Genomic DNA, 26,502 nt, shown 5'->3' with positions numbered 1-26,502 from the left:
GGTGATGGTCACAGCCGCGGCGGCCCTGGGGCCTCTCGCTAGACGGCCGTGTCCGGGGTCTGCGTGCTCTTCGCGGCTTCCCGTACGGCGCCGGCGACCGCGCCCGCGACCTTGTCGTTGAACACGCTCGGGATGATGTAGTTCGGGTTCAGCTCGTCCTCGGTGACCACGTCGGCCAGGGCCTGCGCGGCGGCGAGCATCATCTGGGTGTTGACGGCACGGGACTGGGCGTCCAGCAGGCCGCGGAACACGCCCGGGAACACCAGCACGTTGTTGATCTGGTTCGGGAAGTCGGAGCGGCCGGTGGCCACCACGGCCGCAGTCTGGCGGGCGACGCCCGGGTCCACCTCGGGGTCGGGGTTCGCGAGCGCGAAGACGATCGCGTCGTCGGCCATCGCGGCGATGTCGTCGCCGTCGAGGACGTTCGGGGCGGAGACACCGATGAAGACGTCCGCGCCGCGCACGGCCTCCTTCAGCGTGCCGGTCAGGTTCTCCGGGTTGGTGTGGTCGCCGATCCAGCACAGCGGGGAGTCGGCGGGGGCGTCCACCAGATCCGCGCGGCCCGCGTGCACCACACCGTGGATGTCGGCCACGACGGCGTTCTTCACACCGGCCGCGATGAGCAGCTTGAGGATGGCCGTGCCGGCCGCGCCGGCGCCGGACATGACGACCCGGACGTTCTCGATCGCCTTGCCGGTGACCCGCAGCGCGTTGGTCAGGGCCGCGAGGACGACGATCGCGGTGCCGTGCTGGTCGTCGTGGAAGACGGGGATGTCCAGGGCCTCGCGCAGCCGGGCCTCGATCTCGAAGCAGCGCGGCGCGGAGATGTCCTCCAGGTTGATGCCGGCGAAGCCCGGGGCGATCGCCTTGACGACCTCGACGATCGCGTCGGTGTCCTGCGTGTCGAGACAGAGCGGCCAGGCGTCGATGCCGGCGAACCGCTTGAACAGGGCCGCCTTGCCCTCCATCACGGGCAGGGCCGCCTTCGGGCCGATGTTCCCCAGGCCCAGCACGGCGGAACCGTCCGTCACGACCGCAACGGAGTTGCGCTTGATGGTGAGGCGGCGGGCGTCCTCGGGGTTCTCGGCGATGGCCATGCAGACGCGGGCCACACCCGGCGTGTAGATCATGGAGAGGTCGTCACGGTTGCGGATGGGGTGCTTGGACGCCATCTCGATCTTGCCGCCGAGGTGCATCAGGAACGTACGGTCCGAGACCTTGCCCAGGTTGACACCCTCGATACCGCGGAGCTTCTCCACGATCTCGTCGGCGTGCCCGGTGGAGGTGGCCGCGATGGTGACGTCGATACGGAGCTTCTCGTGGCCGGACGCGGTGACGTCGAGGCCGGTGACCGTACCGCCGGAGGACTCCACGGCGGTGGTGAGCTGAGAGACGGAGGTTCCGCTCGCCGGCACCTCCAGCCGGATGGTCATCGAGTAGGAGACGCTGGGCGCCGTTGCCATGGCCGACTTCCTCTGCTTTCACCGTGTAGCTGCTTTGTGCTGTCCGATCGTCGCACCTACCGCCGAGTACGTGGTAGCCGCATCCGATTGCGAACGTTTTGGTCACGGCGGAAGCGGGTAACTGCGAAAACTTCCGGAAAGACTGTTCCACCATACGAGAAGTCGAGGGTTGTCCGTAAGTCAACACGAGAGGCCCACGCCACCCGGAAGTGACATGGGCCTCTCGGTCGTTCAGTGACACCGACCCGCCATGCTCGCCTCGCGGCAAGTGGTCGCTCGTAGCGACGAAGGTTGGGCCCGGGGGCTTGGATCGGGCCGGTGTCACTTGCCAGGCTAACAAACGGATGCCGTAGGACCATTCCCGCGGCCGGGTCATGTGCCGATTGACCCCGATTGATCGGCGGATCAGTCCCGCAACAGGTCCGGGACGCCGGACGGGTCCGGCTCGTCGCGTTCGGCCGAGACGACGGTGAGCTGCTGGGTGGCACGGGTCAGGGCGACATACAGGACGCGCAGGCCGGCCGGGGACTCGTCGGCGATCTCGGCCGGGGAGACCACGATCGTCGCGTCGTACTCCAGGCCCTTCGCCTCCAGGCTGCCGAGGGCCACCGCCCGGTCGCCGAGCCCGTCCAGCCAGCGCCGCGCCTCCTCGCGGCGCTGCATGGCGACGACCACACCGACCGTGCCGTCCACCCGCTCCAGCAGCCGGGCCGTCTCCGCGCGCACGGTCTCGGCGAGCGACGCCCCCGCACCGTTCGCCTGCACCGGCACCGGCACCGGTACCTGGCCCTGCCCCCTGCCCGTGGTCACGAAGCGCGGTTCGACGCCGGTGGAGCGCACCGCCCTCGGCGACACGGAGCCGGGCATGGCGAGCGCGAGCACCTTGGCGGCGAGGTCGGCGATCTCGGCCGGGTTGCGGTAGTTCACGGTGAGCTCGAAGCGGCGGCGGGGCCTGCTGCCGAGGGCCTCGTCGCGGGCCTGGGCGGCCTCGTCGGGGTCGGACCAGGACGACTGGGCGGGGTCGCCGACGACCGTCCAGGTGGCGTGCCGGCCGCGCCGGCCGATCATGCGCCACTGCATGGGGGTGAGGTCCTGGGCCTCGTCGACGATGACATGGGCGTACTCGGTGCGTTCCTGGGCGAGGCGTTCGGCCCGCTCGCGCTGCGACTCCTCGCGCACCGGCATCAGTTCCTCCAGCCCGGTGAGCTGGTCCAGCGGGTCGAGTTCACGCCTGCGCCGGGGTCGGGCGGGGGCGCCGAGAACGGCCTGGAGTTCGTCGAGCAGCGCGATGTCGTGCACCGATCGGCCGTGCCGCCGCAGCGAGCGGGCGACCTTGCGGACCTCGCCCGGGTTGAGGACGTGCCGGGCCCAGCGGCCGAGGCGCCGCTCGTCGGCCATGGCGTCCAGTACGGCGGCCGGGGTCAGCTCGGGCCACCAGGCGTCGAAGAAGGCGAGGAAGTCGTCCTCGGTGGAGACATCGTCGTCGAAGGAGGAACGCAGCTCGGCGGCCAGCTCCGGGTCGGTGTGCCGGCCGCCCGCGCCGGAGCGCTCCCACAGGGCGTCCAGGAGCAGCTTGCGGGCGCGGGGGCGCAGCAGGTTCACCGGGGCGGTGCCGCCGAGGGCGGTGTGGCGGACGGTCGACAGCTCGTCGGCGTCCAGTTCGAGCCGCCGACCGAAGGCGACGACGCGCAGCCGGGTCGGCGTGCCGGCGCTCTCCAGGGCGCCGCGCGCGGCCTTCCGGATCACCCTGAGCATGCGGTACGAGCCCTTGGCGCGGGCCACCGCCGGGGCGTCGTACAGGGTGGCCTCCGCGCCGTCGACCAGGGAGCCGATGGCGCGGATGGCGACCTGGCCCTCCTCGCCGAGGGAGGGCAGGACGCCCTCGGTGTAGGCGACCAGGAGCGGGGTGGGCGAGACGATCAGGATGCCGCCCGCGTACCGGCGCCGGTCCTGGTAGAGCAGGTAGGCCGCGCGGTGCAGGGCGACGGCGGTCTTGCCGGTGCCGGGGCCGCCCTCGACGTAGGTCACGGAGGCGGCGGGGGCGCGGATCACCAGGTCCTGCTCGGCCTGGATGGAGGCGACGATGTCCCGCATGCTGTGCGTCCGGGCCTGGCCGAGCGCGGCCATCAGCGCGCCGTCGCCGATGACGGGCAGCTCGCGGCCGTCCAGGGAGGCCGTCAGCTCGGGGCGCATCAGGTCGTCCTCGACGCCGAGGACCCTGCGGCCCTTGGAGCGGATGACGCGCCGGCGCACCACCCGGCCCGGGTCGACCGGGGTGGACCGGTAGAACGGGGCGGCGGCGGGCGCCCGCCAGTCGATGACCAGCGGGGTGTAGTTCTCGTCGAGGACGCCGATACGGCCGATGTGCAGCGTCTCGGCGATGTCGGCGGTGTGGTCGGGGCGGACGGCGCCCTCGGCGGGCTCGACGGCGGTGTAGGCGCCGTCGGACCCCTTCTTGCCGTCCTTGCCGAGGAGCAGATCGATCCGGCCGAAGAGGAAGTCCTCGAACTCGTTGTTCAGCCGGTTGAGGTGGACGCCGGCCCGGAAGACCTGGGCGTCCCGTTCGGCGAGCGCGCCGGGCGTGCCGACCTGGCCGCGCCGGGCGGCGTCGTGCATGAGGAACTCGGCCTCGTGGATTTTTTCCTCGAGCCGTCGGTACACCTGGTCGAGGTGTTCCTGTTCGCCGCTGATCTCCCGGTCGCGAACGGAATCGTGAACCGGATCGACCGCGGTTTCCTGCTGAGCCTGAGCGGCCACCGGGCCCCCTTCTGACGTACTGGGCAGCCGTCAACCGTACGCGAAGGGGGCCCGTCAGGCTACGCGTCGATTTCGACGAGCTTCTCGCCGTCGAAGGTCACGATCTCGAAGCTGTCGATCTCGCTGGTGTCCATCGAGGCGCCGCCCTGCACGTGGAGCGGCTTCTTGGCCTTGTCCGTCTTGGCGTCCGGCAGGCCGTAGCCCGGTTCCGGGACGGTCCAGGAGGTCGCGGTCTCCCGCTCGCCGTTCTTGCCGACGACGATCAGCGCGCACTTCTCGAAACCCTTGACGTTGGAGATCTGCGCGGCCAGTCCGACGCCCCACTCCTTCTCCTGGAACGCCACGGTCACGGAGACCTTGGTGACCGGGTCGGTGGCCGTGAGCTTGTCGGGGATCTGGTCGAAGACGTCCTTCGCCGGGTCGGCGGAGAGGGTGCGGTTGGTGCCGCTGCCCCCGCTGTCGCTGTCGCCCCCGCCGTTCGCCGCGACGGCGACGAAGGGGCCGCTGACGATCAGGGCGCCCGCGGCGGCGACCATGTAGAAGTTGCGGCGGCGCTTCCTGGCGCGGCGCTCGGCGACCTCGTCGACCAGCTTCTCCACCACGCGCGGCGCCGGCTTGGCCGACAGCGACTCGCCGAGCGACGGTGTGCCGGTGCCGGGCAGGTCCGCGAGGGCGGCCAGCATCGGTTCCATACCGGCGAGTTCGTCGAGCTGCTGGGCGCACCACTCGCAGCCGGCGAGGTGCGACTCGAACGTGGTGGCCTCGGCATCGTCGAGGATGCCGAGGGCGTAGGCACCGACGGTCTCGTGCTCGTTCGGCACCGGTGATCCCTGCATGGCACCAGACATACCCGTACCGCCCGTTCCGAATCCCCCGTACACGCTCATCACGCCGTCACCCCCCGCTCCTCCAGTGCCAGCTTCATCGAACGCAGGGCGTAGAACACCCTGGAGCGCACCGTGCCGCTGGGTATCCCGAGGGTCTCGGCCGCCTCGTTCACGGTACGTCCCTTGAAATACGTCTCGACGAGGACCTCCCGGTGGGCAGGGGTCAGGTCGTCGAGTGCGTCCGACAGCGTCATCAGCCACAGCGCCTTGTCGATCTCGTCCTCCGCGGGGATGACCTCCAGCGGCGACGGATCGACCTCCTGCGGCCGGGCCTGCCGGCTGCGGTGGCCGTCGATGACGATGCGCCGGGCGACCGTCACCAGCCAGGGGCGTACCGATCCGGTCGCCCGATTGAGCTGACCGGCGTTCTTCCAGGCACGGATGAGCGTCTCCTGCACGACGTCCTCGGCTCGCTGCCGGTCTCCGGCGACCAGCCGCAGGACGTAGGCGAGCAAAGGTCCGGCGTGCTCTCGATACAGCGCACGCATCAACTCCTCGTCAGGTTCGTTCGACGAGTACGACGAGGACGAAGACATGCGATGTCGGGCCCTCGCTCCACGTTCATTGGCCACGGCCGCATCCTTGCGCACGCCCACCTCCGGTGTCCCGGGGATCCCCCCGTCGGTCGCTCGACAACCGGTACGGACGCGGTGCGCCGGGTGTTCAACGTGAGGCGCCGGTTTTCTGGGGGACGAGGTGAAGACCGGGACATGGGAGCACATTCCCCCCGCCTCTTCTTCACATTTCCACCACAGACAGATTGAGAGGCCGGGCTGCCCGTGCCGCGCGGTGGGCAAACGGGGTGTTAGCGAAGTCACTTCACGGCCCGGGAGGCAGGAAACGGCAGGAGAGGAACCTAAGCCGCATACGGGACAGTCGAGTTGAGGGCGCCTGCGAGGTGAGGCCGGGTCAGGTGCGGGTGAGGGCGGCGGCCCTGCGGCGGTGGCGTGCCACGCGTTCGCGGTTTCCGCAGACCTCGCTGGAGCACCAGCGCCTGCGGCGGCCCCGTGAGGTGTCCAGGTACACGATCGGGCAGTTGTCGCCCTCGCACTGCCGCAGGCACGCGCGCGCGAGCGGGTCGGTGAGCAGGTCCACGGCGTCCCGGGCGATCGCCGCGAGCAGCGCGGCGCGGCCGGGCGGCGCCTCCAGCCGCCGCACCAGCGTCCCGTCGTCCCCGGGGACCGCGCGCGGCGCCGGGGGCGCGGCGTGGGCGATCTCGTTGACGCGGGCGAGCGCGAGGTCGTACGCGGCGCTGCCGGGCGCCGGCCGGCCGTGCACCAGACGGGCGAGGTGGCCGCGCAGTTCACGGAAGGCGGCCGGCCAGGCGCTGTCGGCGTGGGTCAGCGGGGTGCCGGCCGGGACGAGTCCGGAGCCGGTGATCCAGGCGCTCAGCACGTCGACGGAGCCGAGCCGTTCCTCGGGATGCGTGGTCGCGAGGAGATCCAGACAGATCCGCCCGGTGTCGAACCGCAGCTCGTGGGGCGCCGTGACCGTACCCAGTGCCATGTGCCTGTCACCGCCTAGGGTTCACCCCGGTCGCGTGGGGGCCGGTGCGATGCGAGTGAGGAATCTGTTCCGGGAATCCGCTCCCTCTACAGTGCCTGCCCGCTCCTCCACCCGGAACCCCTTGGGCACCCACCCCGGTCCCGGAACGGACCTCGTCCCCGTGCTGCCCGCGTCCCGGGACGGCCCTGACCCCAGCACAGAGCCTTCGTCCCAGGGCCCGATGCGGGTCCCGGCCGAGGCCGCTCCACGTCCCGATCCGAGCCCCGCCCCGGTATGCCCCACCCGGCCTCGCGCGCCGCGCCGGCCGGTCCGTTCAGGCGTCCCCGTACTCCGCGTCCGCCTGCGGGTCCAGGGCGAGGCGGTAGCCGCGTTTGACGACCGTCTGGATCAGCCCGGTCGCGCCGAGGGCGGCGCGCAGGCGTGCCATCGCGGTCTCCACCGCGTGTTCGTCGCGGCCGGTGCCCGGCAGCGCGCGCAGCAGGTCCGCGCGGGCGACGACCCGGCCGGGGCGGCGGGCCAGCGCCCGCAGCAGCGACATGCCCGCGGGCGGTACGGGGCGCAGCTCGCCGTCCACCACGACGGCGTGCCCGCGGATCTCCACCCGGTGCCCGGCGACCGGCAGCGAGCGGGCCCGGCCGGGCAGTTCCCGGCAGAGCAGCTGGACGAGGGGGCCGAGCCGGAAGCGCTCCGGCTGGACGGTGTCGATGCCCCGGGCCTGCAACGGCAGCGCGGTGACCGGGCCGACGCAGGCGGGCAGGACGTCGTGTCCGAGGGCGGCGAGGACGTCGTCGAGCAGGCCGCGCTCACCGGCGCGGGACAGCAGGGACGCGGCGGCGGGCGCGCTGGTGAAGGTGACCGCGTCCAGGGTCCGGGCGACGACGGCGTCCAGCAGCCGGTCGACGGGGGCGATGTCCTCCGGCGGCATCCACCGGTAGACGGGCACCCCCACCACGTCCGCTCCCGCGGCCCGCAGCGACTCCACGAACCCGGGCAGCGGTTCGCCGTGCAGCTGGAGGGCGATCCGCAGCCCGTCGACGCCCTCCTCCAGGAGCCGGTCGAGGACCTCGGCCATCGACTCCGACGACGGCGACCACTCCTCCGTCAGCCCGGCGGCCCGGATCGCACCCTTGACCTTCGGTCCGCGGGCCAGGATCCGCGCCCCGCGCAGCCGCGCCAGCAGATCGTCGCCGAGCCCCCAGCCGTCGGCGGCCTCGACCCAGCCGCGGAAGCCGATCGCCGTCGTGGCGACCGCGATGTCCGGGGCCTGTCCGATGATCTCCTTGGTGGCGGCCAACAGCTCGCTGTCGTCGGCGAGCCGCACGATCCGCAGCGCGGGGGCGTGCAGGACGGCACCGCCGCGCCGCTGGATCAGCGCGCCCAGCTCGTCGGCCCGGCGCGCGGCGGTCACGCCCACGGTGAAGCCCGCGAGCGGCCCGTGGCCGGGGCTCTGCTCCGGAGGCGGCTCCGTGGACCGGTCGGGTTTCTGCTGTTCGTCATGCATGGTTCTCGTCCCGCTCTCGTCCCGCGCTCGAGTCGGTGTGCTGCATTCGGTGGGTGCTGCGTTCGGTGGGTGCTGCGTTCGGCGTGCTGCCTGAGGCACGGCTCGTCCGCACCCGCCCCTCGGCCGCCTTGTTCGCTTCCGCAACACGGGCAGTTTTCCACGGGAGGGCGCCGACGCGGTAGCGCGGCCGGAGCCCTTGACCGGCCCCGGCCGTCACCCGGCGCTCCGCCGCCCGCCCACCTCGAACCACAGCAGCTTCCCCGCGCTCCGCCCCAGCGCGCCGTCACCGAGCGCCCATCCGCCACCGTCCAACTGGACACCCACCACGGGGGCTGCGGATTTCTGGACGCGGAGGCACAGTTGACCAAGTACCGCGCCGTACTGGACCACATGACGTCCTGCGCGCTCGGCCCTGCCGAGTCACGCGACTTCATCCACAACCTCATCCGAGAAGCCTGAGAAGGAACGCCGTGCAGACCATCCGTTGGCAGAAGTCCACTTACAGCGGGGACAGCTCGAACTGCGTCGAGATAGCCACCGCCCCGACCACCATCCTCGTACGCGACTCGAAGGACATAGCCGGACCACGGCTCGGCCTCTCCCCTGCCGCATGGGCCGCCTTCATCACGTACGCCGACAGGATCGGGGAATCGAAGTCCGGCGCTTGAGCCTCCGGTGCTTTTCCGGTGGCCGTGGGACCGCCCCCGACGTCAGCCCCGGTGGGCGGCGCGGCGTCCAGCCCCCTTGTCGGCGGAGCGCTTCGCGCCGTTCGGCCACAGGCGTGGGCTCCGCTTCGCCGCGAGGTCCTCGACCCAGCCGACCGCGAGCACCATCAGGCCGATGAGAGGCCAGATCAGGGCGAACATCCAGAGCGTGTACGTGCTGTCGAGGGCGCCCATCGCACGCTCGCTCTGCATGAACGGGAGCCGGTACAGCAGGTCGACGATCGGGACCGTCGCCATGATCAGCATGTTGTGCCACAGGTAGATGGTGACCGCCCGGTTGTTGGAGAGGGTCACCAGCTTGTCCCACTGCGCCAGGCGTCCCGGGAGTTCCCGCCAGGACGGGGAGTACTGGAGCAGGATCACGACGAAGCCGAACGACCAGGCGGCCTGGGCCAGCGGAATGTCGTTGAGGTCCCAGCCGTCGGGGCCCAGGTGGTTCGACGCCCACCACAGGCCGAAGGCCATCACCAGCGACGCGCAGGAGACCGAGACGTACCGCGGGATCTGCTTCAGCATGCCGTCGTTGTGGGCGAAGCCCAGCACCCAGCAACTGCCGTAGACCGCGAAGTCGGTGACCGCGTTGCCGGTTTCGCCAGGGATCGTCACCAGGCCCGTGCCGACGATCGCCGTCAGGCCCAGCGGGGCGAGCAGGGTCGGCCAGGGGGCCCGGCGGAACGCCCACAGCAGCAGCGGCGACGCGATCACGAACCACAGGTAGGCGCGCAGGTACCACAGCGGGCCCGCGGCCTGCACCGCCCAGGTCTCGTCCAGCAGGCCCGACGCGGAGCCGAGCTGCCAGGGGTAGGGCGGGGCCCCGATCGGGACGATGTAGTTGAACAGCCCGACCAGGCCCCAGGTGTCACCCTGGTCCGGGTCCTTCGCAGGGTTCCAGCCCTGCGCGAACATCAGCGCCAGCACGACCACGCCGAACGCCCACATGGGCGGCAGGAGACGGCGGACCCGGCTGCGGATCACGCTCGCCGCCGGACGCTTCAGCGAACGCGCCATCAGCGAACCGGCCAGCGCGAACATCACGCCCATCGACGGGAACAACACCGTCATCCAGGCCCAGCCGAACAGGTGGTAGACCACGACGCGGACCAGGGCGATGGAGCGCAGCAGGTCGAGGTACCGGTCACGGCCCGGTTTCCCGGGGGCGGCGGCCGGGGCGGGGTCCGGTAGGGGGGCGGGCTCGGTCGTGCGCTGCCGCGGGACGGCGGACGGCATCCCCGGGGTCCCGTTCGCGTCCCCCGTGTGCGCGGTTCCGTACGGGCCGGCCGGCTCCGGGCCCGGGCCCGTACCGGTCGTGTATCCGTGGGTCATGCCACCGGCCTCCGATCATCGCTGCTCTGCTCACGCCGGCTGGGCACGGAGCCGCCGGGCGCCTCGACGACGCCGGTGCGCCGCAGTTTCTGCCAGCGCAGGCGGCCGCCGGTGAGCGCGGTGATCCAGGACTGGAGCAGCACGACGTACATGAGCTGGCGGTAGAGGATCTGCTGCAGCGGCAGTGAGATGAGATGGGTCATGCGTTCGCGGTCGAGGCGGAAGGCGAAGGCCGCGCAGACCGCCTGGATGGCGAGGACGCCCAGCCACGCCATGATCGTCTTCTGGGTCGGGCCGAAGACGATGCCGTAGAGCAGGAAGACGTCGATCAGGGGGGCCAGCAGCGGGGCCACGATCATGAACAGGGAGACGAAGGGCAGGCCCACGCGGCCGAAGCGGCCCGAGGGTCCCTTCTCGATCACGGAGCGGCGGTGCTTCCAGATGGCCTGCATGGTGCCGTACGACCAGCGGTAGCGCTGGGACCACAGCTGCTGGACGGTCTCCGGGGCCTCGGTCCAGGCGCGGGCGTTCTCGGCGTAGACCACGCGCCAGCCGGCGCGGTGCAGCGCCATGGTGACGTCGGTGTCCTCGGCGAGCGTGTCGTCGCTCATGCCGCCGAGCGGGACCAGTGCCGAGCGGCGGAAGGCGCCGACGGCACCCGGGATGGTCGGCATGCAGCCGAGGATGTCGTACATGCGGCGGTCCAGGTTGAAGCCCATCACGTACTCGATGTGCTGCCAGGCGCCGATGAGGCTGTCCTTGTTGCCGACCTTCGCGTTGCCCGCCACGGCTCCCACCTTCGGGTCGCCGAAGGGCTGGACGAGTTCGCGGACGGTGGACGGCTCGAAGACCGTGTCGCCGTCCATCATCACGACGATGTCGTACCGGGCGTTGGCCAGGCCCCGGTTGAGCGCGGCCGGTTTCCCCGCGTTGAGCTGGCGGATCACCCGGACATTGGGCAGGCCCATGGCCTCGACGATGCGGGCCGTGCCGTCACTGGAACCGTCGTCGATGACCAGGACCTCGACCGGGTGGTCGCTGTCCATCAGGGAACGGACGGTGTTCTCGATGCACTTGGCCTCGTTGTAGGCGGGCACCAGCACGGTCACCGGTTCGGTGATGGGTGGACCCCAGCCGAAGCCCCGTCGGCGGACCCGGCGGGCGTGGACGCCGGAGAGGAGGAGCATCAGCACGAAGCGGGCGATGACCAGGGTGCCGATGATCGCCAGGCCCACCGCCAGGCCGCTGGTGATCTTCTCCGAGGCCTGGACCAGGAAGACCCACGCCTTGCCCTTCCAGAGCTCGGGTCCGGTCACCGGGCTCATCGCGCTGGGCGCGTCCAGGGCCTCGGTGAGGTTGTCGAACTCGTAGCCGTCCTTCTTCAGGTCGGGCAGGATCCTGTCCAGCGCCGCGACGGTCTGGCTGCGGTCACCGCCGGAGTCGTGCATCAGGACGATGGCGCCCTCGCCGTTCTTCGGCGTGGCACGGCGGATGATCTCGTCGACGCCGGGCCGCTTCCAGTCCTCGCTGTCGGTGTTGTTGACGACGGTGATGTAACCGAGGCTGCCGATGTACTCGGTGACCGGCCAGGACTTGTTGTCCATGGCGGCGGAGAAGGAGGAGTACGGCGGGCGGAAGAGCGAGGTGCGCACCCCGGCCGCGCCGGTGATCGCCAGCTGGTTCTGCGACAGCTCCCAGTCGATGCGCTTCTTGGACTGGAGGGAGAGGTCGGGGTGGTTGAAGGTGTGCAGGCCGAGTTCGTGGCCCTCGTCGACCATGCGCTGGACGAGGTCCGGGTGGCGGGAGGCCATGGTGCCGGTGACGAAGAAGACGGCGTGCGCGTCGTGCTTCTTCAGCACGTCCAGCACGCGCGGGGTCCAGACCGGGTCCGGGCCGTCGTCGAAGGTGAGGACCATCCGGCGGTCGGGCACGCTCAGGCTCTCGGTGCGGCCGCCACGGGCGTCGATGACCGGGCCGCCCCCGAGAATCTTCTCCGGCACCTTGTCGGTGGGGGCGGGTGCCTGGACGCGGTGGTCGGCGAGGATCTCGTTGTGCGTGTAGCCGCGCAGCATGAGCATCGCCGCCAGGGCGACGAGGACGAGCAGCGGAAGCAGCAGACGCAAGGGCAGACGGCGACGCCGGGAGCCGCCTCGGGCTCTGGTCGCGGGCCCGGGGCGGCGGGAGTGGGATGCCATCAGAGAACGTGCTCCGGGAACGGTACGGCGGGGGCGGTGGACGGGTCCGGCTGTGCGACGGGGTTTTCGGCGGCCACGGCCGGCGGTTCGGCGGGCGCCTGCGCGACGTTGTCGACGCCGGCGGGTTCCTCGCCACCGGGGTCTTCCCCGGCGGGCGGCGTGGTCGGAACGGTGCCGGTGCCGCCGGACGGGGTCGTCGGGGCGGCGGGCTCCGAGGTGGCCGGGGGGTCGGCCGGGGCGGTCGTCGTGGGGCCGCCGACGCCGGTGCCCGGCCCGGGGGTGGCCCGGGTCGGCGTCGACGACGGGCCGGTGGTCTCGCCGGACTCGGCCTCGGGGACGGTCACGCCGCCCACGGGGAGGCTGGCGCCGGGCGAGGGAAGGGTGTCGACCTCACCGGCGGTCGGCTCGGCGCCCGGGGTCAGGTCGGTACCGGAGCCGGGCGACGCGTCCGGCTCGGCGGGCTGCGGCGAGGTCTCGACCTTCCCGGCGGGCTGCTCCTCCTCCTGGCCCGGTACGGGGACCCAGGGGGCGTTGGAGTTGCCGGACAGCAGCGTGGCGACGATCACGATGGCGTACCCGGCGCAGGCCAGGCCGACGGCCAGGCCGATCCGGCGGTAGAGGCGGCTGCGGCGGCCGGACTCATCGACGAACACGGGTCCGTCGGCGACGTCGGGGCCACCGACGCGGTGCTTGCCCGGCGTTGCGCGCAGCACGCCGTCGCCGAACTGCACGGCGTCGAGCTGGACCGTCACCTCGTGCGGGTCGTGGGTGTGCTCGGTGGTGTCGGCGTCCGCGGCTGCGCCTGCGGCGGGGACGGGCTTGGTGGGCGCGGGGACGGGCAGAGTGGACGCGGCCGCGACGGGGGCGAACGCGGTCGTCCCGGCGCCCTCCTGCCAGGGGTCGCGCAGGGGGCTGCGGGGCGGCCGGGGAGTCCCGGGGGACTGGGCGGAGAGGCGTGCGGTGAAGCCGGTGGAGGGGGGCGTGGGGGTGGTACGGGGCTTGATCCGGAGGACCCTGGTCTCCTCGGGGTCCTCGGGGCCCTCGGAAGCCACCGGGGGCGTCGGGGTGGCCCTCTCCGCCCTGTCCGCCTTCTCCGGCCCACGCTGTGCGGGCATCCTGCTCGTGCCGCCCGGTGCCGGCACCTTGCTCGTGCCGCCCGGCGGGGGCGTTGTGCTCATCGTGGCCTTCGTGTCATCCGGAGCGACCCGGTCATCCAGGTCGGCCCGGTCATTCAGGTCGGCCCGGTCGTCCGGGCCAACCGCACGGGGTGCGGTCCTCGCCGCGGTGACGTCGTTCGCCTCGGCGGTGCGGCCGGGTACGCCCCGCGAGAACCACGTTCCGTGGTCGGCGGCAAAGCTGCCGGAGGCAGGCCGTTCGTCCTCGACCAGGTCGACTTCATCCTCGGTCTCGGACCATTCAGGTTGGGCGTCTTCTCGCCACTGTTCCACGCGCACGCTTCTTCCCCCCACGGGACTGTTCCGGGTGCGCGTACGGCCTGAGCACTCGCCGCCGGAAGTGGGCCCCCACCCTCTCCGAGCGCCCCATCTATCACACCGCGCTCGAGCATCGAATGTAGCGCACGCGGAGGTTCTGTGTTCGCCGGGAGGGGATTCGTATCAATTGCGAGACATCAGGGAGAACTCATGACATCAAGATCACTGTCCGAAACCCATCCGTTCGTGGGCCGCAGCAACCAGCCTTCCTCGGCGGCGATATCGGCCGCAGCTCTGCGAAGTCCTTCCAGAGCGGGGTGAATCAGGCCTTTTCGCCACACCAGTGACACAGGGGACAGCGGAACGGGGTCGACCAGCGGGCGCAGCACCATCGAGGGCAGCGGCGGGAAGTCCACCACGGTGAGGACCGGATTCCCCGTGCGGGCCATGATCCGCTGGAACTCCTCGTCCCCGACGGCCAGGGGCGCGGGCGACGCGACGTCGATGCCCCGCCCCTCGAACAACAGTCCCGCGAGGTCGGTCCACTCCGGTGTGCGCGGATTGCCCGCCCCGGCGTAGATCTCCTCGCCGGCCAGCGCGTCGAGCGGTACCTCCGCCAGGGCGGCCAGCCGGTGCCCCTCGGGAAGGATCACCGCCATCGGCTCGTACCGTACGGGCTGCTGGTCGAGCCCGGCCTTCAGCGCCGCGGGGAGCCCGGCGAACCGCCCGAACGACGCGTCGAGCCGCCCCGCGACCAACTCGCCCGCGGCCCAGGTCAGTCCGCTCTCGTAGCGGGCCATCAGCTCGTGGCCGGGGGTGAGTTCGCGGGCCCGGTGCAGGACCCGGCGCCCGGTGGCCAGCCCCGGGGAGTTGAGGTCCACCAGCAGCGGCCGGGTCTGTCCGGCGGCGGCGAGCAGGTCGTCCTGCGCCGCCAGGGCCCGGCGGGCGTACGGCAGCAGGCGTTCGCCGTCGGGGGTGAGCGTCACCTGGCGGGTGGTCCGGACGAACAGCTCGCTGCCCAGCTCCCGTTCCAGTCGCCGTACGTCGCGGCTGAGTGCCTGCTGGGCGATGTAGAGGCGCAGCGCGGCGCGGGTGAAGTGCAGCTCCTCGGCGACGGTGACGAAGGCGCGCAGGAGGCGGGGGTCGAGGTGGGCGGGGGCGGGCACCCCGTGAACCTACAACGCGGGTGCGTGAATCGGTACCGGGAAGGTGTTGGACCGGTGCCGCGGGCACGGGCGACGGTGAGTGCATGCCGCAACCGACCTTCCACAGGCGCCCTCCGGCCTCCCGGAACACCCCTCTGTTCACCGTCACCGCCGACACCCTGGTCGTCGTCGACTTCTCCCCGCGCGGGCGGACGAACGGCGACCGCGGCCGGGCGAAGGGCCCGTACCGCCGCCTCTTCGCACTGCCCGGTGCCCGCGCGTTCACGGCCTGGAATCTTCTCGCCCGGCTGCCGATGGGCATGTTCAGCGTGAGCGCGGTCATGATGATCGCCGTGACGCGGGGTTCGTACGCCCTCGCCGGCGCGGTCGTGGCGACCGGACTCGCGGTGACCGCGGTGGTCGCCCCGTGGATCGCGCGGCTGGTCGACCGGCACGGGCAGGCCCGCATCGCCCTGCCTGCCACGGTGTTCGCCGTGCTCGGCCTGCTCGCACTACTGCTCTGCGTGCGCCACGGTGCCCCGGACTGGACCCTGTTCGCCGCCTGCGCCGCCACCGCCACGACACCGAACACCGGCGGGATGTCCCGAGCCCGCTGGGCGTACCTGCTGAGCTCCCGCACCGGGGAATCGGGGGACGACCCGAAGGCCGCCGCCGAGGCCCTGCACACCGCGAACTCCTTCGAGCAGGCCGCGGACGAGCTCTGCTACATGCTCGGCCCGGTGCTCGCGGCCTTCCTGTGCACAGCGTTCTTCCCGGAGGCGGGCACGCTGGTGGGGGCGGTACTGCTGCTGACGGGCGTGACACTGTTCACCGCCCAGCGCTCCACCGAGCCGCCGGCCGGACGCCACGCGCCGGGCGACCGGGCTCCCTTCCTGGCGCCCGGGATGCGCCCGCTGCTCGTCGTCTGCCTGGCGACCGGCGCGGTGTTCGGCGCGATGGAGGTCGTCACGATCGCGTTCGCGGACGCCCAGGGGCACCGCCCGGCGGCCGGCGCGGTGCTCGCCCTCCAGGCGGCCGGCTCCTTCGCGGCAGGGCTCGCGTACGGGGCGATGCGCCCGGCGGGGTCCGCAGGATCCCGGCTGCCGTGGTGCCTGGCCGCCATGACCGCGCTGATGGTGCTGCCGCTGCTCGCGGCGTCCCTCAACGGCTCGCTCCTGCTACTGGCGGGCGCGCTCCTGCTGGCCGGGATGGCCACGGCGCCGACGATGGTCACGGCGATCACACTGGTCCAGCAGTGCACTCCCGAGGGCCGACTGAACGAGGGCATGACCCTCGCGGTGACCGGCCTGCTCGGCGGGATCGCCTGCGGCAGCGCGGCGGGCGGCTGGACGGTCGAGCACGTCTCGGCCGCGGCCGGGTACGGGGTTCCGGTGACGGCGGCCGCGACGGCTCTGCTGACCACCCTCGTCCTGCTCGGCCCGTGGAGCCCTCGCCCGCTGCGGGCACCGAGCCCGGCCCGCCCGGGCGGCTGAGACCGGCGGCTCCCCCTCCCCCGGATCACCTGCTGTTCAACCCGTTCCTGGTCAGCGAGCAGGAGTGAGTACTGGACCCATTCCTGGTCACTGCGGACATCCCGAACGCTTCGACCCCGTTTTGCCCCTGTCCGCGGTTCGGCGTGTCGAACCGCTCCAGCGATTCCCGCGCGTCCCATTGACGGCCCCACGGCTCGCACATACCTTCACCCGTCGAAGCGCTTCGACGATACTCCCGGTTGTCAGTGCAGGACCCCCGATAAGGACCCCCGATGGTGAAGATCACGGATGTGGCCCGGCGCGCCGGGGTCTCCCCCAGCACGGTGTCGTACGCGCTCAGCGGCAAGCGGCCGATCTCCGACGAGACCCGGCGCCGGGTCCAGGCCGCCGTCCGTGAGCTGGGCTACCGCACGCACGCCCGTGCCCGTGGCGCGGCCGGGGGCAGATCGGGGGTGCTGGCACTGGCGGTGCCGATGCGCTCCGGCGTCCATGTGCCGGTGGTGACGCAGTTCGCGGTGTCGGTGGTCACCGCCGCCCGCGCCCACGGCCACGATGTGCTGCTGCTCACCCAGGGGGAGGGTGAGAAGGGCATCGGACGGGTCGCGGAGACGGGGCTGGCGGACGCGCTGGTGGTGATGGACGTACAACTCCAGGACCCCCGGCTGCCGTTACTGCGCTCGCTGCCCCTGCCGTCCGTGCTGATCGGCGTCCCGGCCGAGCCGGACGGGCTGACCTGTGTGGACCTGGACTTCGGCGCGGCGGGCGAACTGTGCGTGGACCATCTGGCGCGGCTCGGGCACCGGACGGTGGCGTTGGTCGGCTCGCCGCCGGAGGTGTACGTCCGGCGGACGGCGTTCGCGCGCCGGCTCGTGCAGGGGTTCACAGCCTCCGCCGTGTACCCGTGCGGGACGGACCGTGACGCGGCCCGCGCGATGGCCGAGCGGCTGCTGCGCGAGCAGCCCGCGCTGACCGGGGTGGTGGTGCACAACGAGCCCCTGCTCGACCCGCTGATCGACGCCTTCGAGGAGCTCGGAATGCGCATCCCCGAGGACCTCTCCTTCACCGCCGTCTGTCCGACGCCGGTCGCCGCCTCGGCCCGTATCCCGCTCACCTCGGTCACCGTGCCGTCCGCCGAACTGGGCACCCGCGCGGTGCACCTTTTGATACGGAAGCTGTCCGGCGCCCCCGTACCGCAGGCCACACTGCTGCCGCCCCGCCTGACCGAGCGCGCCAGCACGGGCCCGCGCCCGGCCTGACCCGCCCGGCCCGCGGGCCGCTCAGCCGAGCCCCCAAGTCGCCGCCTTCGCCTGGGTGGCCGCATGACACAGGCCCCGCCGCTGATGCGACGGGGCCTGTGCCCACATGGGGGTAAGTGGAGATGGCGGGAATCGAACCCGCGTCCAACGGTGCGGAATCAGGGCTTCTCCGTGTGCAGTCCGCTGTGCTTTTCTCAGCCCCGGAGATCACGCGGACAAGTCTCCGACGGGCTCAGTCACTGTTAGATTTCCCTCTTCACCCCGTGACCGGGATCAAGGTTTAGTCCCCTAAATGATGCCAGGATCCGGGTCGGGAACACCCCCGGGCTGACACTCCCTCTAGTAGGAGAGCCGCTGCTCGCTACCTGAAGATCAGGCAGCGAGGGCGAGCTCGCCCTGGGAGATGGATCGCTTGGAATTGGCGATTATTTTTTCGGCCTGTGGTTTACGAGATCATGGCCGCTTCCTCGACACGCTTCCCCTGCTTCGACAGCCGCTGTCGAAACCGATCATCCCCATGTTTTTTTCTCAAGGTGCGCACCCGCTGTGAGGTGCTGTCGCCATCGTACGTGACCGACGCGGGTCGGTGCCAGCGTATTCCCGCGCGACGGCTCCGAGGGCTCCGGGACGGGCCGGGAGCCGCTCGGACAGGCCCTACGCCTGCTGCTTGCGGCGGACCGCCGAGACCGCCCGGTCGGTCTCCCGCCGGTCCTGCTTCTCGCGGAGCGTCTGGCGCTTGTCGTACTCCTTCTTTCCCTTCGCCAGCGCGATCTCCACCTTCGCGCGGCCGTCCTTGAAGTACAGGGCGAGCGGCACGATGGTGTGCCCCGACTCCTGGGACTTGGACTCCAGCTTGTCGATCTCCGCGCGGTGCAGCAGCAGCTTGCGCTTGCGCCGCGCGCTGTGGTTGGTCCAGGTGCCCTGGCTGTACTCGGGGACGTGCACGTTGTGCAGCCACGCCTCGTTGCCGTCCAGCTGGACGAAGCCGTCCGCCAGCGACGCCCTGCCCTGGCGCAACGACTTCACCTCGGTCCCGGTGAGAACCAGGCCGGCCTCGTAGGTGTCGATGATGAGGTAGTCGTGCCGCGCCTTCTTGTTCTGCGCGATCAGCTTGCGCCCTTTTTCCTTAGCCATAGTGCAGCCCATTTTGGCACTACGGAGGGGGTCGGCGAAAAGCCGATTTCGGGAGCGGGGCGGCGGGGGGGGGTGCAGCGGGCCGGCGGGGACCGCGGCGGGCGGCTCTGCGCCGGGCGCGCGGTCCGGGCCGTGCTACCGGCCGAGTCCGGTCAGGACCGTGCCCGCCTGCTGAAGTGCCTGTTCCTCGGCCTCCAGGTCGGGGGTGATGCCCCGGCCGTCGACGCCCCGGCCGGACGGGGTGCGGTAGTGGCCCACGGTCAGTTCGGCGACCGAGCCGCCGGGCAGCCGGCTGGGCATCTGCACCGAGCCCTTGCCGAAGGTGCGGGAGCCCACGACGACCGCCCGTCCGCGGTCCTGGAGGGCGCCGGTGAGCAGTTCGGCCGCGCTCATCGTCCCGCCGTCGACGAGCGCGACCAGGGGTCTGACGGTGTCGCCGCCGGGCTCGGCGTGCAGGGCGCGCTGCTCGCCCTCGACGTCGTACGTGGCGACCAGGCCGCCGTCGAGGAAGGCGGAGGCCGCGGTGACCGCCTCGGCGACCAGGCCGCCGGAGTTGCCACGCAGGTCGAGGACGATGCCCGTGCCGGCCGGGGCCTGGCGCACGGCGGCCCGGACCTCGTCGCCGGAGCCCTTGGTGAAGGCGGCGACCTTGACGACGGTGATCTTGCCGGGGAGTTCGTCGGCGGTGACGGTGTCGCGGGAGAGCCGGACCCGGCGCAGGGTCTCGCTCCAGGTGCGCGTGCCGCGCTGCAGGCCGAGGCGGACGGTGGTGCCGGCGGATTCGTCGGTGTCGTCACCGCGCAGTAAGGAGACGACCTCGGTGACGGGCCGCCCGTCGACCGTCGCGCCGTCGACGCTGCGCAGCCGGTCGCCCGCGCGGATACCGGCGTCGGCGGCAGGGGTGTCGCTGCCCACCTTGGTCACCTCGATGCGGCCGGACCGTTCCCGGGCCCACAGGCCCACACCGGTGTACCGGCCGTCGAGGGCGTCCACGAACTCCTCGTACTCGCCTGGGGAGTAGACGGCGCCCCACCGGTCCCCGCTGCGGCTGACGGCGCGCTGCGCGGCCTCCACGGGGGACGTGCCGGCGGCCATGGCCGCCTTCGCCGCCTCGGCGACCTCGGCATGGCGGCCGACGGGGGCGGCCGCCTGGGTACTGCCCGCGGTGGGCTTCCGGTCGGCCGGCCCGGGCAGGTTGCCGGTGACCGCGCCGGCTACGAGCACGCCGGTGAACACCAAGGTCAGGGCGCCCCCTCGGCGGATCCGACGGGGTTCGCGGAACAGGGCACGACCTGACATGCCGGTGAGTCTAGGACAACGCGAAGGGGCGCACGGCCGGTTGACCGTACGCCCCTCTTGGCAAGAGTCACACCTTCAGGTACTTGCGCAGCGCGAAGAAAGCGGCCAGGGCCGGCATCAGCAGACTGGTGGCGAGAATCAGCGGAAGCTTCGTCAGCACCGCGTCCCAGCCGATGAAGTTGATCAGGTTCAGCTTCTCCGACAGCGCCAGTCCGTCGTCGATGATGAAGTACCGGCCGACCAGCAGGAATCCGCAGGCGAGGGTGCCGCCGATGAGTCCGGCGACCGCGGCCTCGGCGATGAACGGCGCCTGGATGTAGAAGCCCGAGGCACCGACCAGCCGCATGATCCCGGTCTCGCGCCGCCGGCTGAACGCCGATACGCGCACCGTGTTGACGATCAGCATGAGGGCGACGACCAGCATGAGCGCCATCACCGCGCGGGCGGCCCAGTTCATGCCGTTCAGCAGCCCGAAGAGGTTGTCCAGGATGCCCTTCTGGTCCTGCACGGACTGCACCCCGTCACGCCCGTCGAAGGCGGTCGCGACGACCTGGTACTTCTCCGGGTCCTTGAGCTTGATCCGGTACGACTCCTGCAGCTGGTCCGGCGTGAGGGAGCTGGCCAGCGGGGAGTCGCCGAACTGCTCCTTGTAGTGCTTGTACGCCGTGTCCTGGGACTCGTAGGTGACCGAGTCGACGACCGACATCTTCTCCAGGTCGTCCTTGATCTGCCCCTTCTGGTCCTCGGTCACCGCCCCCTTGGCACAGTTGGGGTCGGACGCGGCGTCGCTCTTGTTGCACAGGAAGACGGAGACGTTGACCTTGTCGTACCAGTAGCCCTTCATGCTGGTGACCTGGTCGCTCAGCAGGAGCGAGGCACCGAACAGGGCGAGCGACAGGGCGACGGAGACGACGACGGCGAAGGTCATCGTCAGATTGCGGCGGAGACCGACACCGATCTCCGACAGAACGAACTGGGCGCGCATGGCGTGGGGTTAAGCCTTTCCGTTCCTCGTCAGTGCTGGTAGCCGTAGACGCCGCGTGCCTGGTCGCGGACGAGGCGGCCCTTCTCCAGCTCGATGACGCGCTTGCGCATCTGGTCCACGATGTTCTGGTCGTGCGTCGCCATCACCACGGTGGTGCCCGTCCGGTTGATCCGGTCGAGCAGCTTCATGATGCCCACCGAGGTCTGCGGGTCGAGGTTGCCGGTGGGTTCGTCGCAGATGAGCAGCTTGGGCCGGTTGACGAAGGCCCGCGCGATGGCGACGCGCTGCTGCTCACCGCCGGAGAGCTCGCCGGGCCTCCGGTCCTCCTTGCCGGCGAGCCCGACGAGGTCGAGCACCTGCGGCACGGACTTGCGGATCTCGCCGCGGGACCTGCCGATGACCTCCTGCGCGAAGGCGACGTTCTCGGCGACGGTCTTGTTGGGCAGCAGGCGGAAGTCCTGGAACACCGTCCCCAGCTGGCGCCGGACCTGCGGCACCTTCCAGTTGGAGACGCGCGCGAGGTCCTTGCCCAGGACGTGCACCTGCCCGTGGCTGGCCCGCTCCTCGCGGAGGATCAGCCGCAGGAAGGTGGACTTGCCGGAGCCCGAGGACCCCACGAGGAACACGAACTCGCCCTTCTCGACCTCCAGGGAGACATCCCGGAGGGCTGGACGGTTCTGTTTGGGGTAGGCCTTGGAGACGTTGTCGAATCGGATCACGGGTGCACCACGGGTCGCCGGGGGTAGATGTGCGTGACCTTACGCGAAGCGGAAGGCCGCTCGCAGTCACCGGCCCGGGTTGCGTGACACTTGCGCGCTATATGCCGGATGTGCGGGGCAGGATACGGGGGGCCGCGCCGATGGTCGCGGAACCTGGCACAGTGGTAGGGGGAACGTTCGCGTCGTCGTGGGCGTTGTACTGACCGAAACCGGTGCGAGGAGGGCGAGCGCATGACGTATGACCGGCTGGTGTGCGCCAACTGCGCCGCACCCGTGAGCGAGGGTCGGTGCCCGGTGTGCCGCGCGAACCGTGAGCGGCTGCAGCAGGTGAACTTCTTCGCGGGGCTGAACCCGACGGCGCTGATCGCGCTGCTGGTGGTGCTGGTCGCGGCGGTGGCACTGCTCGCCCACCAGACCGTCTGACGGCGCGGAGCAGCAGCCGGACCCACGGGGCACCCGGGCCACAGGGTCCGTACGGCACGGTTCCCGCACGGAACGGACAGGGACAGGGACGCCCGAGGGGCCCGAAGCATATTCGCCGCTCCGGGCCCCTCGGCCTGCCTCCTGCCGCGCGTACGGTACGTACGCGCGTCGTCACCGTCAGGCGGCAGCTGCTCCACGGTTGCCCATGAGGCGCGGCAGCACGCGGAAGCCGATGCCACCGGCGATCATCGTGGCGGCGCCGATCACCAGGAAGGTCATCTCGGCGGCACCGGTCTCGGCGAGCTCCTTGCCGTTGCCCTGGGCCGACGGGGCGGGCGCGTCGCCCGTGTCGGTGAGGGCCGAGGAGCCCTCCTCCTGGGCGGAGGCGCCGGCACCGCCGGCCGGGTCGGCAGCGTTGCCGCCGCCGCCGCCGTTGCCTCCACCCGGGGTGGTCGGGGTCTCGGTGGGCTCCTCCGGGTCGGCGGGCACCGTCGGGTCCGGCTCGGTGGGGTCCGGCACCGTCGGGTCCGGCACCGTCGGGTCCGGCACCGTCGGGTCCGGCTCCGTCGGGATAGTGGGCTCTTCGGTGGGGTCCGGCTCCGTCGGGATGGTGGGCTCTTCGGCCGGGTCCTCGTCGTCGAGTTCCAGATTGACACCGACATTGGCGCCCTCGTCCCCGACACCGGCGCTCACGCCTATGTCGAGGGCGGAGGCCGCGCCGGCGGCGGTCAGCGAGGCGCCGGCCGCGATCACGGCACCGGCCGCGATCCGTGCGACACGGATGCGCGTCTTCTTGGTCATGTGGTTGCTACCCCCAGTAGCTCATCGTCAGTGAGGCGGCGCCCGGGGCCGTGATCAACAGGGGGCCGACTGCGATGGCAAGCCCCCCGGTTCACATGCGCCCCGGAGATACGCATGCCGAGCCTCACCTTTCCCACTTTTCAAATGAACGTCAAGGCCGTTGCGTACGCGATGTCCACGTAAGCACGCTTTGCCGGGAGTTGAAGCTGTGATGGTGACGCAAAAGCCCGACATCCCCGGCACGCAAAAGGCAACTGCCGCCACTGGGGCGGCAGTTGCCTTGTCGACAAAGCGCTGTTCGCGCGCGGGGTTACTTCTCCTGCTGCTTGCGCCAGCGAATTCCGGCCTCCAGGAAGCCGTCGATCTCACCGTTGAACACGGCCTCGGGGTTGCCGACCTCCTGCTCCGTGCGCAGGTCCTTGACCATCTGGTAGGGGTGCAGCACGTACGAACGCATCTGGTTGCCCCAGGAGTTGCCGCCGTCGCCCTTGAGGGCGTTCATCTTGGCCTGCTCCTCCTGGCGGCGCCGCTCCAGCAGCTTGGCCTGGAGGACGTTCATCGCGGTGGCCTTGTTCTGGATCTGCGAGCGTTCGTTCTGGCAGGAGACCACGATGCCGGTGGGGATGTGGGTGAGCCGCACCGCGGAGTCGGTGGTGTTCACGCCCTGGCCGCCGGGCCCGGACGACCGGTACACGTCCACCCGCAGCTCGGACTCGTCGATCTCGATGTGGTCGGTCTGCTCGACGACGGGCAGCACCTCGACGCCCGCGAACGAGGTCTGGCGCCGGCCCTGGTTGTCGAAGGGCGAGATGCGCACCAGCCGGTGGGTGCCCTGCTCGACCGAGAGGGTGCCGTAGGCGTAGGGCACCTGCACCGCGAAGGTGGTCGACTTGATGCCGGCCTCCTCCGCGTACGACGTCTCGTAGATCTCCGTCTTGTAGCCGTGCTGCTCGGCCCAGCGCAGGTACATCCGCTGAAGCTTCTCCGCGAAGTCGGCGGCGTCGACGCCACCGGCCTCCGCGCGGATGTTGACGAGCGCCTCACGCGCGTCGTACTCGCCGGACAGGAGGGTACGGACCTCCATCTCGTCGAGCGCCTTGCGGACGTTGACCAGCTCGGACTCGGCCTCGGCGCGGGTGTCCGGGTCGTCCTCCTCCTCGGCCATCTCGAAGAGCACGGCGAGATCGTCGATCCGCCCGCGCAGCGTCTCCGCCTTCCTGACCTCGGCCTGGAGGTGGGAGAGCTTGCTGGTGATCTTCTGCGCCGCATCCGGGTCGTCCCACAGGGACGGAGCGGCCGCCTGCTCCTCGAGCACGGCGACGTCTGCCCTCAGCTTGTCGAGGTCCAGAACGGCCTCGATCGACTCCATGGTCGAGGAGAGGGACTTGAGCTCTTCGGAAACATCGACGACTGCCACACCCCCAGCGTAACGGCTCGCCCGGGCATACCACGCCGGACGCCCGTTCGCAGGGCCTGTCGCGGGCATCGGGGCAGGTCAGAGCTGCGGGGCGTGGCTGGGGTCAGGGGGTGGCTGGGGTCAGGGGGTGGCGGGGGCCGAGTTGTTCGAGTCGCGCGGGTCCGCCCCCGGCTCGTCGTCCGAGGCGGCCAGCCAGGCACCCGTGCCGACGGCGGCCAGCAGCGTCACCGCCAGCGCGGCCAGGGTCAGCCGGCGCCGGCGGGCGAGCGCGCGGTTGCGGGCCGAACCGGGGCGGCGGGCGCCGCTCGCACGGGGCGCGCGGGCCGTGCCACGGGCGCCTCCGGCCAGCTCGTCGGGGGTCGGCACGCGCATCGAGGTGTGGGTGTCCCGGTTGGAGTCGGCCGGTCTCGCGCCCGGTACCAACGGGACCGCGCCACGCCGCCGCGCGGGCCCCCCGGCGGCCGGCGCCGGTCCGGAGGGCCGGGTGTCCTCGCCCGCCCGCTCCACCGGCTCGGTGTCCGGTTCGTCCACGTCCAGCGGCGGCATCCCCGCCAGCAGGGGCAGCAGCTCCCGCAGCCGCGCCGCGAGCTCCGAGGCCCGCAACCGCGAGGCCGGCGCCTTGGCCAGGCACTGCACCAGCAGCTGCCACAGCTCGTCGGGGATGCCGGGGAGCGGGACGACCGACTCGGTGACATGGCGGCGCAGCACCGCTCCCGGGTGTCCGCCGCCGAACGGCGTGAAGCCGGCGAGCAGCTCGTACAGGACCGTGGCGAGCGCGTAGATGTCGACCGACGCGCGCGGCGGCAGGCCCTCCACGATCTCCGGCGCCAGGTAGTCGGGTGTCCCGATGATCTTCGTGGCGCGGGTGCGGCGCGGGGTGTCGATGAGCTTGGCCACGCCGAAGTCCGTCAGCAGGGCGCGGTGCGAGCCGCCGGGGCCGAGCGGGCCCTGCATGTCCAGCAGGACGTTCTCCGGCTTGACGTCCCGGTGTATGACCCCCGCGGCGTGCGCCGCCGCCAGGCCGTCCGCGACGTCGGCGACGATCGCCACGGCGGCCTCCGGGGCGAGCCTGCGCTCGCGGTCGAGGCGGGTGCGCAGATCCGTACCGCGGACCAGGTCCATGACCAGCGCGAGATCGTTGCCGTCGACCACCAGGTCGCGCACCGAGACGATGTGCGGGTGCTCCAGACCGAGCAGCGCCGTCCGCTCCTGCACGAAGCGTCCGACGAGCTCCTGGTCCGAGGAGAGGTCCTCGCGCAGCAGCTTGACGGCGACGGGCCCGTCCGGCCCCTCACCGAGCCACACCGTGCCGGCGCTGCCCCGTCCGAGTATCTGGTGGGCGGTGTACCGGCTGCCGATCTTCCGTGCCAAGACTGCTCCTACCGACGCGTGTTGCCGCCAAAGCTACGCGCCCCGGAAGCCAACCTTCACCGGGGATCCGGAAATCACCCGCCGGGTGTCGACAAATCAGCAAACCAGCCGGACGCGCCCCGGACCGTGGGGAGCTCCGAGGCCTCGGAGCTCCCCACGGTCCGGGGCCGCCGCACTACTGCGGCAGGTCGGACCCGGACCCGCCCAGGTCCTGGAACCAGTCCACCGTGCTGTTGAACCAGTCGGTGAGCTGCTCCCAGTAGCCCTTGCCGCTGCCGATCCAGCCCTGCAGCGGGCTCAGCTCCCAGATCAGCCAGCTCGCGACGAACAGGATGACGATCGTGAACAAGCAGCCCTTCAGGCAGCCGAGGCCGGGGATGCGCATCGGGTTGGCGCCGCGCTGCCGGGGCTCGCGCGCGGGGCGTCGCGGCTCCGGCGGCGGGGTGTACCGCTGCGGCTCCGGCTGCCGCGGCCGTTGGGACCGTTGGGGCCGCTGCTGCGGGGGCGGGGCGTACTGCTGAGGCTGCTGCGCCTGCGCCTGCTGGTACGGCTGCGGCCGGCCGTAGTCGGGGCCGGGCTGGGGCTGCGGGCGGCGCTGCGGGGGCTGCTGCGAGGGCTGCTGCCGGGCGACCTGCCGCTGGGGGCGGCGGCGCAGCGGGTCCTCGCCCG

21 protein-coding genes, 1 other RNA gene and 1 pseudogene are annotated in these 26,502 nt (G+C 71.6%); 4 read left to right on the top strand and 19 right to left on the bottom strand.

Translation table 11 applies throughout. From position 1 onward, the window contains the following. Window positions 1-38: 38 nt before the first annotated feature. The 6 genes from ACFPZI_RS32475 to ACFPZI_RS32450 all read right to left on the bottom strand — a co-directional run bounded on the left by ACFPZI_RS32475 (window position 39) and on the right by ACFPZI_RS32450 (window position 8,114). Window positions 39-1,463 carry an NAD-dependent malic enzyme gene (locus ACFPZI_RS32475; protein ID WP_381370760.1) on the bottom strand — a complete coding sequence of 475 codons (1,425 nt, stop codon included), beginning with the start codon at window positions 1,461-1,463 and terminating at the stop codon, window positions 39-41. 405 nt (window positions 1,464-1,868) lie between these two features. Continuing rightward, window positions 1,869-4,220, bottom strand: a complete 2,352-nt coding sequence (locus ACFPZI_RS32470) for a HelD family protein (protein WP_381370759.1) — start codon at window positions 4,218-4,220, stop codon at window positions 1,869-1,871. A 59-nt stretch (window positions 4,221-4,279) separates the two neighbouring features. After that, window positions 4,280-5,041 carry an anti-sigma factor family protein gene (locus ACFPZI_RS32465; protein WP_381370758.1) on the bottom strand — a complete coding sequence of 254 codons (762 nt, stop codon included), beginning with the start codon at window positions 5,039-5,041 and terminating at the stop codon, window positions 4,280-4,282. Window positions 5,042-5,106: 65 nt separating this feature from the next. Next, on the bottom strand, window positions 5,107-5,703 hold the full coding sequence (locus tag ACFPZI_RS32460) for a sigma-70 family RNA polymerase sigma factor (protein WP_079040643.1): 597 nt from the start codon (window positions 5,701-5,703) through the stop codon (window positions 5,107-5,109). A 313-nt stretch (window positions 5,704-6,016) separates the two neighbouring features. Beyond that, window positions 6,017-6,613, bottom strand: coding sequence for a CGNR zinc finger domain-containing protein (locus ACFPZI_RS32455; RefSeq protein WP_381370757.1), 597 nt, complete (start codon window positions 6,611-6,613; stop codon window positions 6,017-6,019). A 313-nt stretch (window positions 6,614-6,926) separates the two neighbouring features. Continuing rightward, entirely contained in the window at window positions 6,927-8,114 is a 1,188-nt protein-coding gene (locus tag ACFPZI_RS32450; protein ID WP_381370756.1) for a uroporphyrinogen-III synthase, read from the bottom strand. Between the two features lie 470 nt (window positions 8,115-8,584). Here ACFPZI_RS32450 and ACFPZI_RS32445 point away from each other — a divergent pair, with 470 nt between their 5' ends. Next, window positions 8,585-8,782, top strand: coding sequence for a DUF397 domain-containing protein (locus ACFPZI_RS32445; protein ID WP_381370755.1), 198 nt, complete (start codon window positions 8,585-8,587; stop codon window positions 8,780-8,782). Between the two features lie 42 nt (window positions 8,783-8,824). On the opposite strand, the gene ACFPZI_RS32440 is transcribed toward ACFPZI_RS32445, so the two are convergent. The 4 genes from ACFPZI_RS32440 to ACFPZI_RS32425 form a co-directional block, all read right to left on the bottom strand. Continuing rightward, window positions 8,825-10,162 (bottom strand): acyltransferase family protein, encoded by a 1,338-nt coding sequence (locus ACFPZI_RS32440; protein ID WP_381370754.1) that lies wholly within the window; start codon window positions 10,160-10,162, stop codon window positions 8,825-8,827. Then, window positions 10,159-12,357: a bifunctional polysaccharide deacetylase/glycosyltransferase family 2 protein gene (locus ACFPZI_RS32435; protein ID WP_381370753.1), complete on the bottom strand. Its 2,199-nt coding sequence runs from the start codon at window positions 12,355-12,357 to the stop codon at window positions 10,159-10,161. Before ACFPZI_RS32435 ends, ACFPZI_RS32440 begins: the two co-directional genes overlap by 4 nt. After that, window positions 12,357-13,805: a hypothetical protein gene (locus tag ACFPZI_RS32430; protein ID WP_381370752.1), complete on the bottom strand. Its 1,449-nt coding sequence runs from the start codon at window positions 13,803-13,805 to the stop codon at window positions 12,357-12,359. The genes ACFPZI_RS32435 and ACFPZI_RS32430 overlap by 1 nt, the downstream gene beginning before the upstream one ends. Window positions 13,806-13,987: 182 nt before the next feature. Next, window positions 13,988-14,956, bottom strand: a complete 969-nt coding sequence (locus tag ACFPZI_RS32425) for a LysR family transcriptional regulator (RefSeq protein WP_381370751.1) — start codon at window positions 14,954-14,956, stop codon at window positions 13,988-13,990. An 83-nt stretch (window positions 14,957-15,039) separates the two neighbouring features. Here ACFPZI_RS32425 and ACFPZI_RS32420 point away from each other — a divergent pair, with 83 nt between their 5' ends. After that, window positions 15,040-16,428 carry an MFS transporter gene (locus ACFPZI_RS32420; RefSeq protein WP_381370750.1) on the top strand — a complete coding sequence of 463 codons (1,389 nt, stop codon included), beginning with the start codon at window positions 15,040-15,042 and terminating at the stop codon, window positions 16,426-16,428. 272 nt (window positions 16,429-16,700) lie between these two features. Then, window positions 16,701-17,684, top strand: a complete 984-nt coding sequence (locus ACFPZI_RS32415; protein WP_381370749.1) for a LacI family DNA-binding transcriptional regulator — start codon at window positions 16,701-16,703, stop codon at window positions 17,682-17,684. A 114-nt stretch (window positions 17,685-17,798) separates the two neighbouring features. Here ACFPZI_RS32415 and ssrA read toward each other — a convergent pair. The 5 genes from ssrA to ftsE all read right to left on the bottom strand — a co-directional run bounded on the left by ssrA (window position 17,799) and on the right by ftsE (window position 21,821). Further along, window positions 17,799-18,201, bottom strand: a transfer-messenger RNA (tmRNA) gene (ssrA, locus tag ACFPZI_RS32410). A 137-nt stretch (window positions 18,202-18,338) separates the two neighbouring features. Continuing rightward, complete coding sequence (gene smpB / locus ACFPZI_RS32405; protein WP_381370748.1) at window positions 18,339-18,818, bottom strand: SsrA-binding protein SmpB; 480 nt, start codon at window positions 18,816-18,818, stop codon at window positions 18,339-18,341. A 135-nt stretch (window positions 18,819-18,953) separates the two neighbouring features. Next, on the bottom strand, window positions 18,954-20,117 hold the full coding sequence (locus ACFPZI_RS32400) for a S41 family peptidase (RefSeq protein WP_381370747.1): 1,164 nt from the start codon (window positions 20,115-20,117) through the stop codon (window positions 18,954-18,956). A 67-nt stretch (window positions 20,118-20,184) separates the two neighbouring features. Beyond that, window positions 20,185-21,102 carry a permease-like cell division protein FtsX gene (gene ftsX / locus ACFPZI_RS32395; RefSeq protein ID WP_381370746.1) on the bottom strand — a complete coding sequence of 306 codons (918 nt, stop codon included), beginning with the start codon at window positions 21,100-21,102 and terminating at the stop codon, window positions 20,185-20,187. Between the two features lie 29 nt (window positions 21,103-21,131). Beyond that, entirely contained in the window at window positions 21,132-21,821 is a 690-nt protein-coding gene (gene ftsE / locus ACFPZI_RS32390; protein ID WP_381211902.1) for a cell division ATP-binding protein FtsE, read from the bottom strand. Window positions 21,822-22,052: 231 nt separating this feature from the next. On the opposite strand from ftsE, the gene ACFPZI_RS32385 reads away from it, so the two are divergent. Next, window positions 22,053-22,244 (top strand): hypothetical protein, encoded by a 192-nt coding sequence (locus ACFPZI_RS32385; protein WP_381211905.1) that lies wholly within the window; start codon window positions 22,053-22,055, stop codon window positions 22,242-22,244. Window positions 22,245-22,421: 177 nt separating this feature from the next. Here ACFPZI_RS32385 and ACFPZI_RS32380 read toward each other — a convergent pair whose 3' ends face one another. From ACFPZI_RS32380 to ACFPZI_RS32365, 4 genes and pseudogenes are all read right to left on the bottom strand, one after another. After that, complete coding sequence (locus tag ACFPZI_RS32380; RefSeq protein ID WP_381370745.1) at window positions 22,422-23,045, bottom strand: LPXTG cell wall anchor domain-containing protein; 624 nt, start codon at window positions 23,043-23,045, stop codon at window positions 22,422-22,424. Between the two features lie 310 nt (window positions 23,046-23,355). Beyond that, window positions 23,356-24,462 carry a peptide chain release factor 2 gene (gene prfB / locus ACFPZI_RS32375; RefSeq protein WP_381370744.1) on the bottom strand — a complete coding sequence of 369 codons (1,107 nt, stop codon included), beginning with the start codon at window positions 24,460-24,462 and terminating at the stop codon, window positions 23,356-23,358. A gap of 120 nt (window positions 24,463-24,582) precedes the next feature. After that, entirely contained in the window at window positions 24,583-25,833 is a 1,251-nt protein-coding gene (locus tag ACFPZI_RS32370) for a serine/threonine-protein kinase (RefSeq protein ID WP_381370743.1), read from the bottom strand. A gap of 175 nt (window positions 25,834-26,008) precedes the next feature. Then, window positions 26,009-26,502, bottom strand: a pseudogene (locus ACFPZI_RS32365) (serine/threonine protein kinase); the annotation flags it as partial.

It is taken from the genome of Streptomyces chlorus (assembly GCF_042655885.1).
Classification (GTDB): domain Bacteria; phylum Actinomycetota; class Actinomycetes; order Streptomycetales; family Streptomycetaceae; genus Streptomyces; species Streptomyces chlorus.
The sequence above is the reverse complement of the archived record's forward strand: the minus strand, read 5'-3'. Positions and strand labels throughout refer to the sequence as shown.

Coding starts and splice junctions, on each gene's coding strand:
- ACFPZI_RS32475 (WP_381370760.1), bottom strand. CDS start 1,463: ATGGCAACGGCGCCCAGCGTCTCCTACTCGATGACCATCCGGCTGGAG.
- ACFPZI_RS32455 (WP_381370757.1), bottom strand. CDS start 6,613: ATGGCACTGGGTACGGTCACGGCGCCCCACGAGCTGCGGTTCGACACC.
- ACFPZI_RS32450 (WP_381370756.1), bottom strand. CDS start 8,114: ATGCATGACGAACAGCAGAAACCCGACCGGTCCACGGAGCCGCCTCCG.
- ACFPZI_RS32440 (WP_381370754.1), bottom strand. CDS start 10,162: ATGACCCACGGATACACGACCGGTACGGGCCCGGGCCCGGAGCCGGCC.
- ACFPZI_RS32435 (WP_381370753.1), bottom strand. CDS start 12,357: ATGGCATCCCACTCCCGCCGCCCCGGGCCCGCGACCAGAGCCCGAGGC.
- ACFPZI_RS32420 (WP_381370750.1), top strand. CDS start 15,040: ATGCCGCAACCGACCTTCCACAGGCGCCCTCCGGCCTCCCGGAACACC.
- ACFPZI_RS32415 (WP_381370749.1), top strand. CDS start 16,701: ATGGTGAAGATCACGGATGTGGCCCGGCGCGCCGGGGTCTCCCCCAGC.
- smpB (WP_381370748.1), bottom strand. CDS start 18,818: ATGGCTAAGGAAAAAGGGCGCAAGCTGATCGCGCAGAACAAGAAGGCG.
- ACFPZI_RS32400 (WP_381370747.1), bottom strand. CDS start 20,117: ATGTCAGGTCGTGCCCTGTTCCGCGAACCCCGTCGGATCCGCCGAGGG.
- ftsX (WP_381370746.1), bottom strand. CDS start 21,102: ATGCGCGCCCAGTTCGTTCTGTCGGAGATCGGTGTCGGTCTCCGCCGC.
- ACFPZI_RS32385 (WP_381211905.1), top strand. CDS start 22,053: ATGACGTATGACCGGCTGGTGTGCGCCAACTGCGCCGCACCCGTGAGC.
- ACFPZI_RS32380 (WP_381370745.1), bottom strand. CDS start 23,045: ATGACCAAGAAGACGCGCATCCGTGTCGCACGGATCGCGGCCGGTGCC.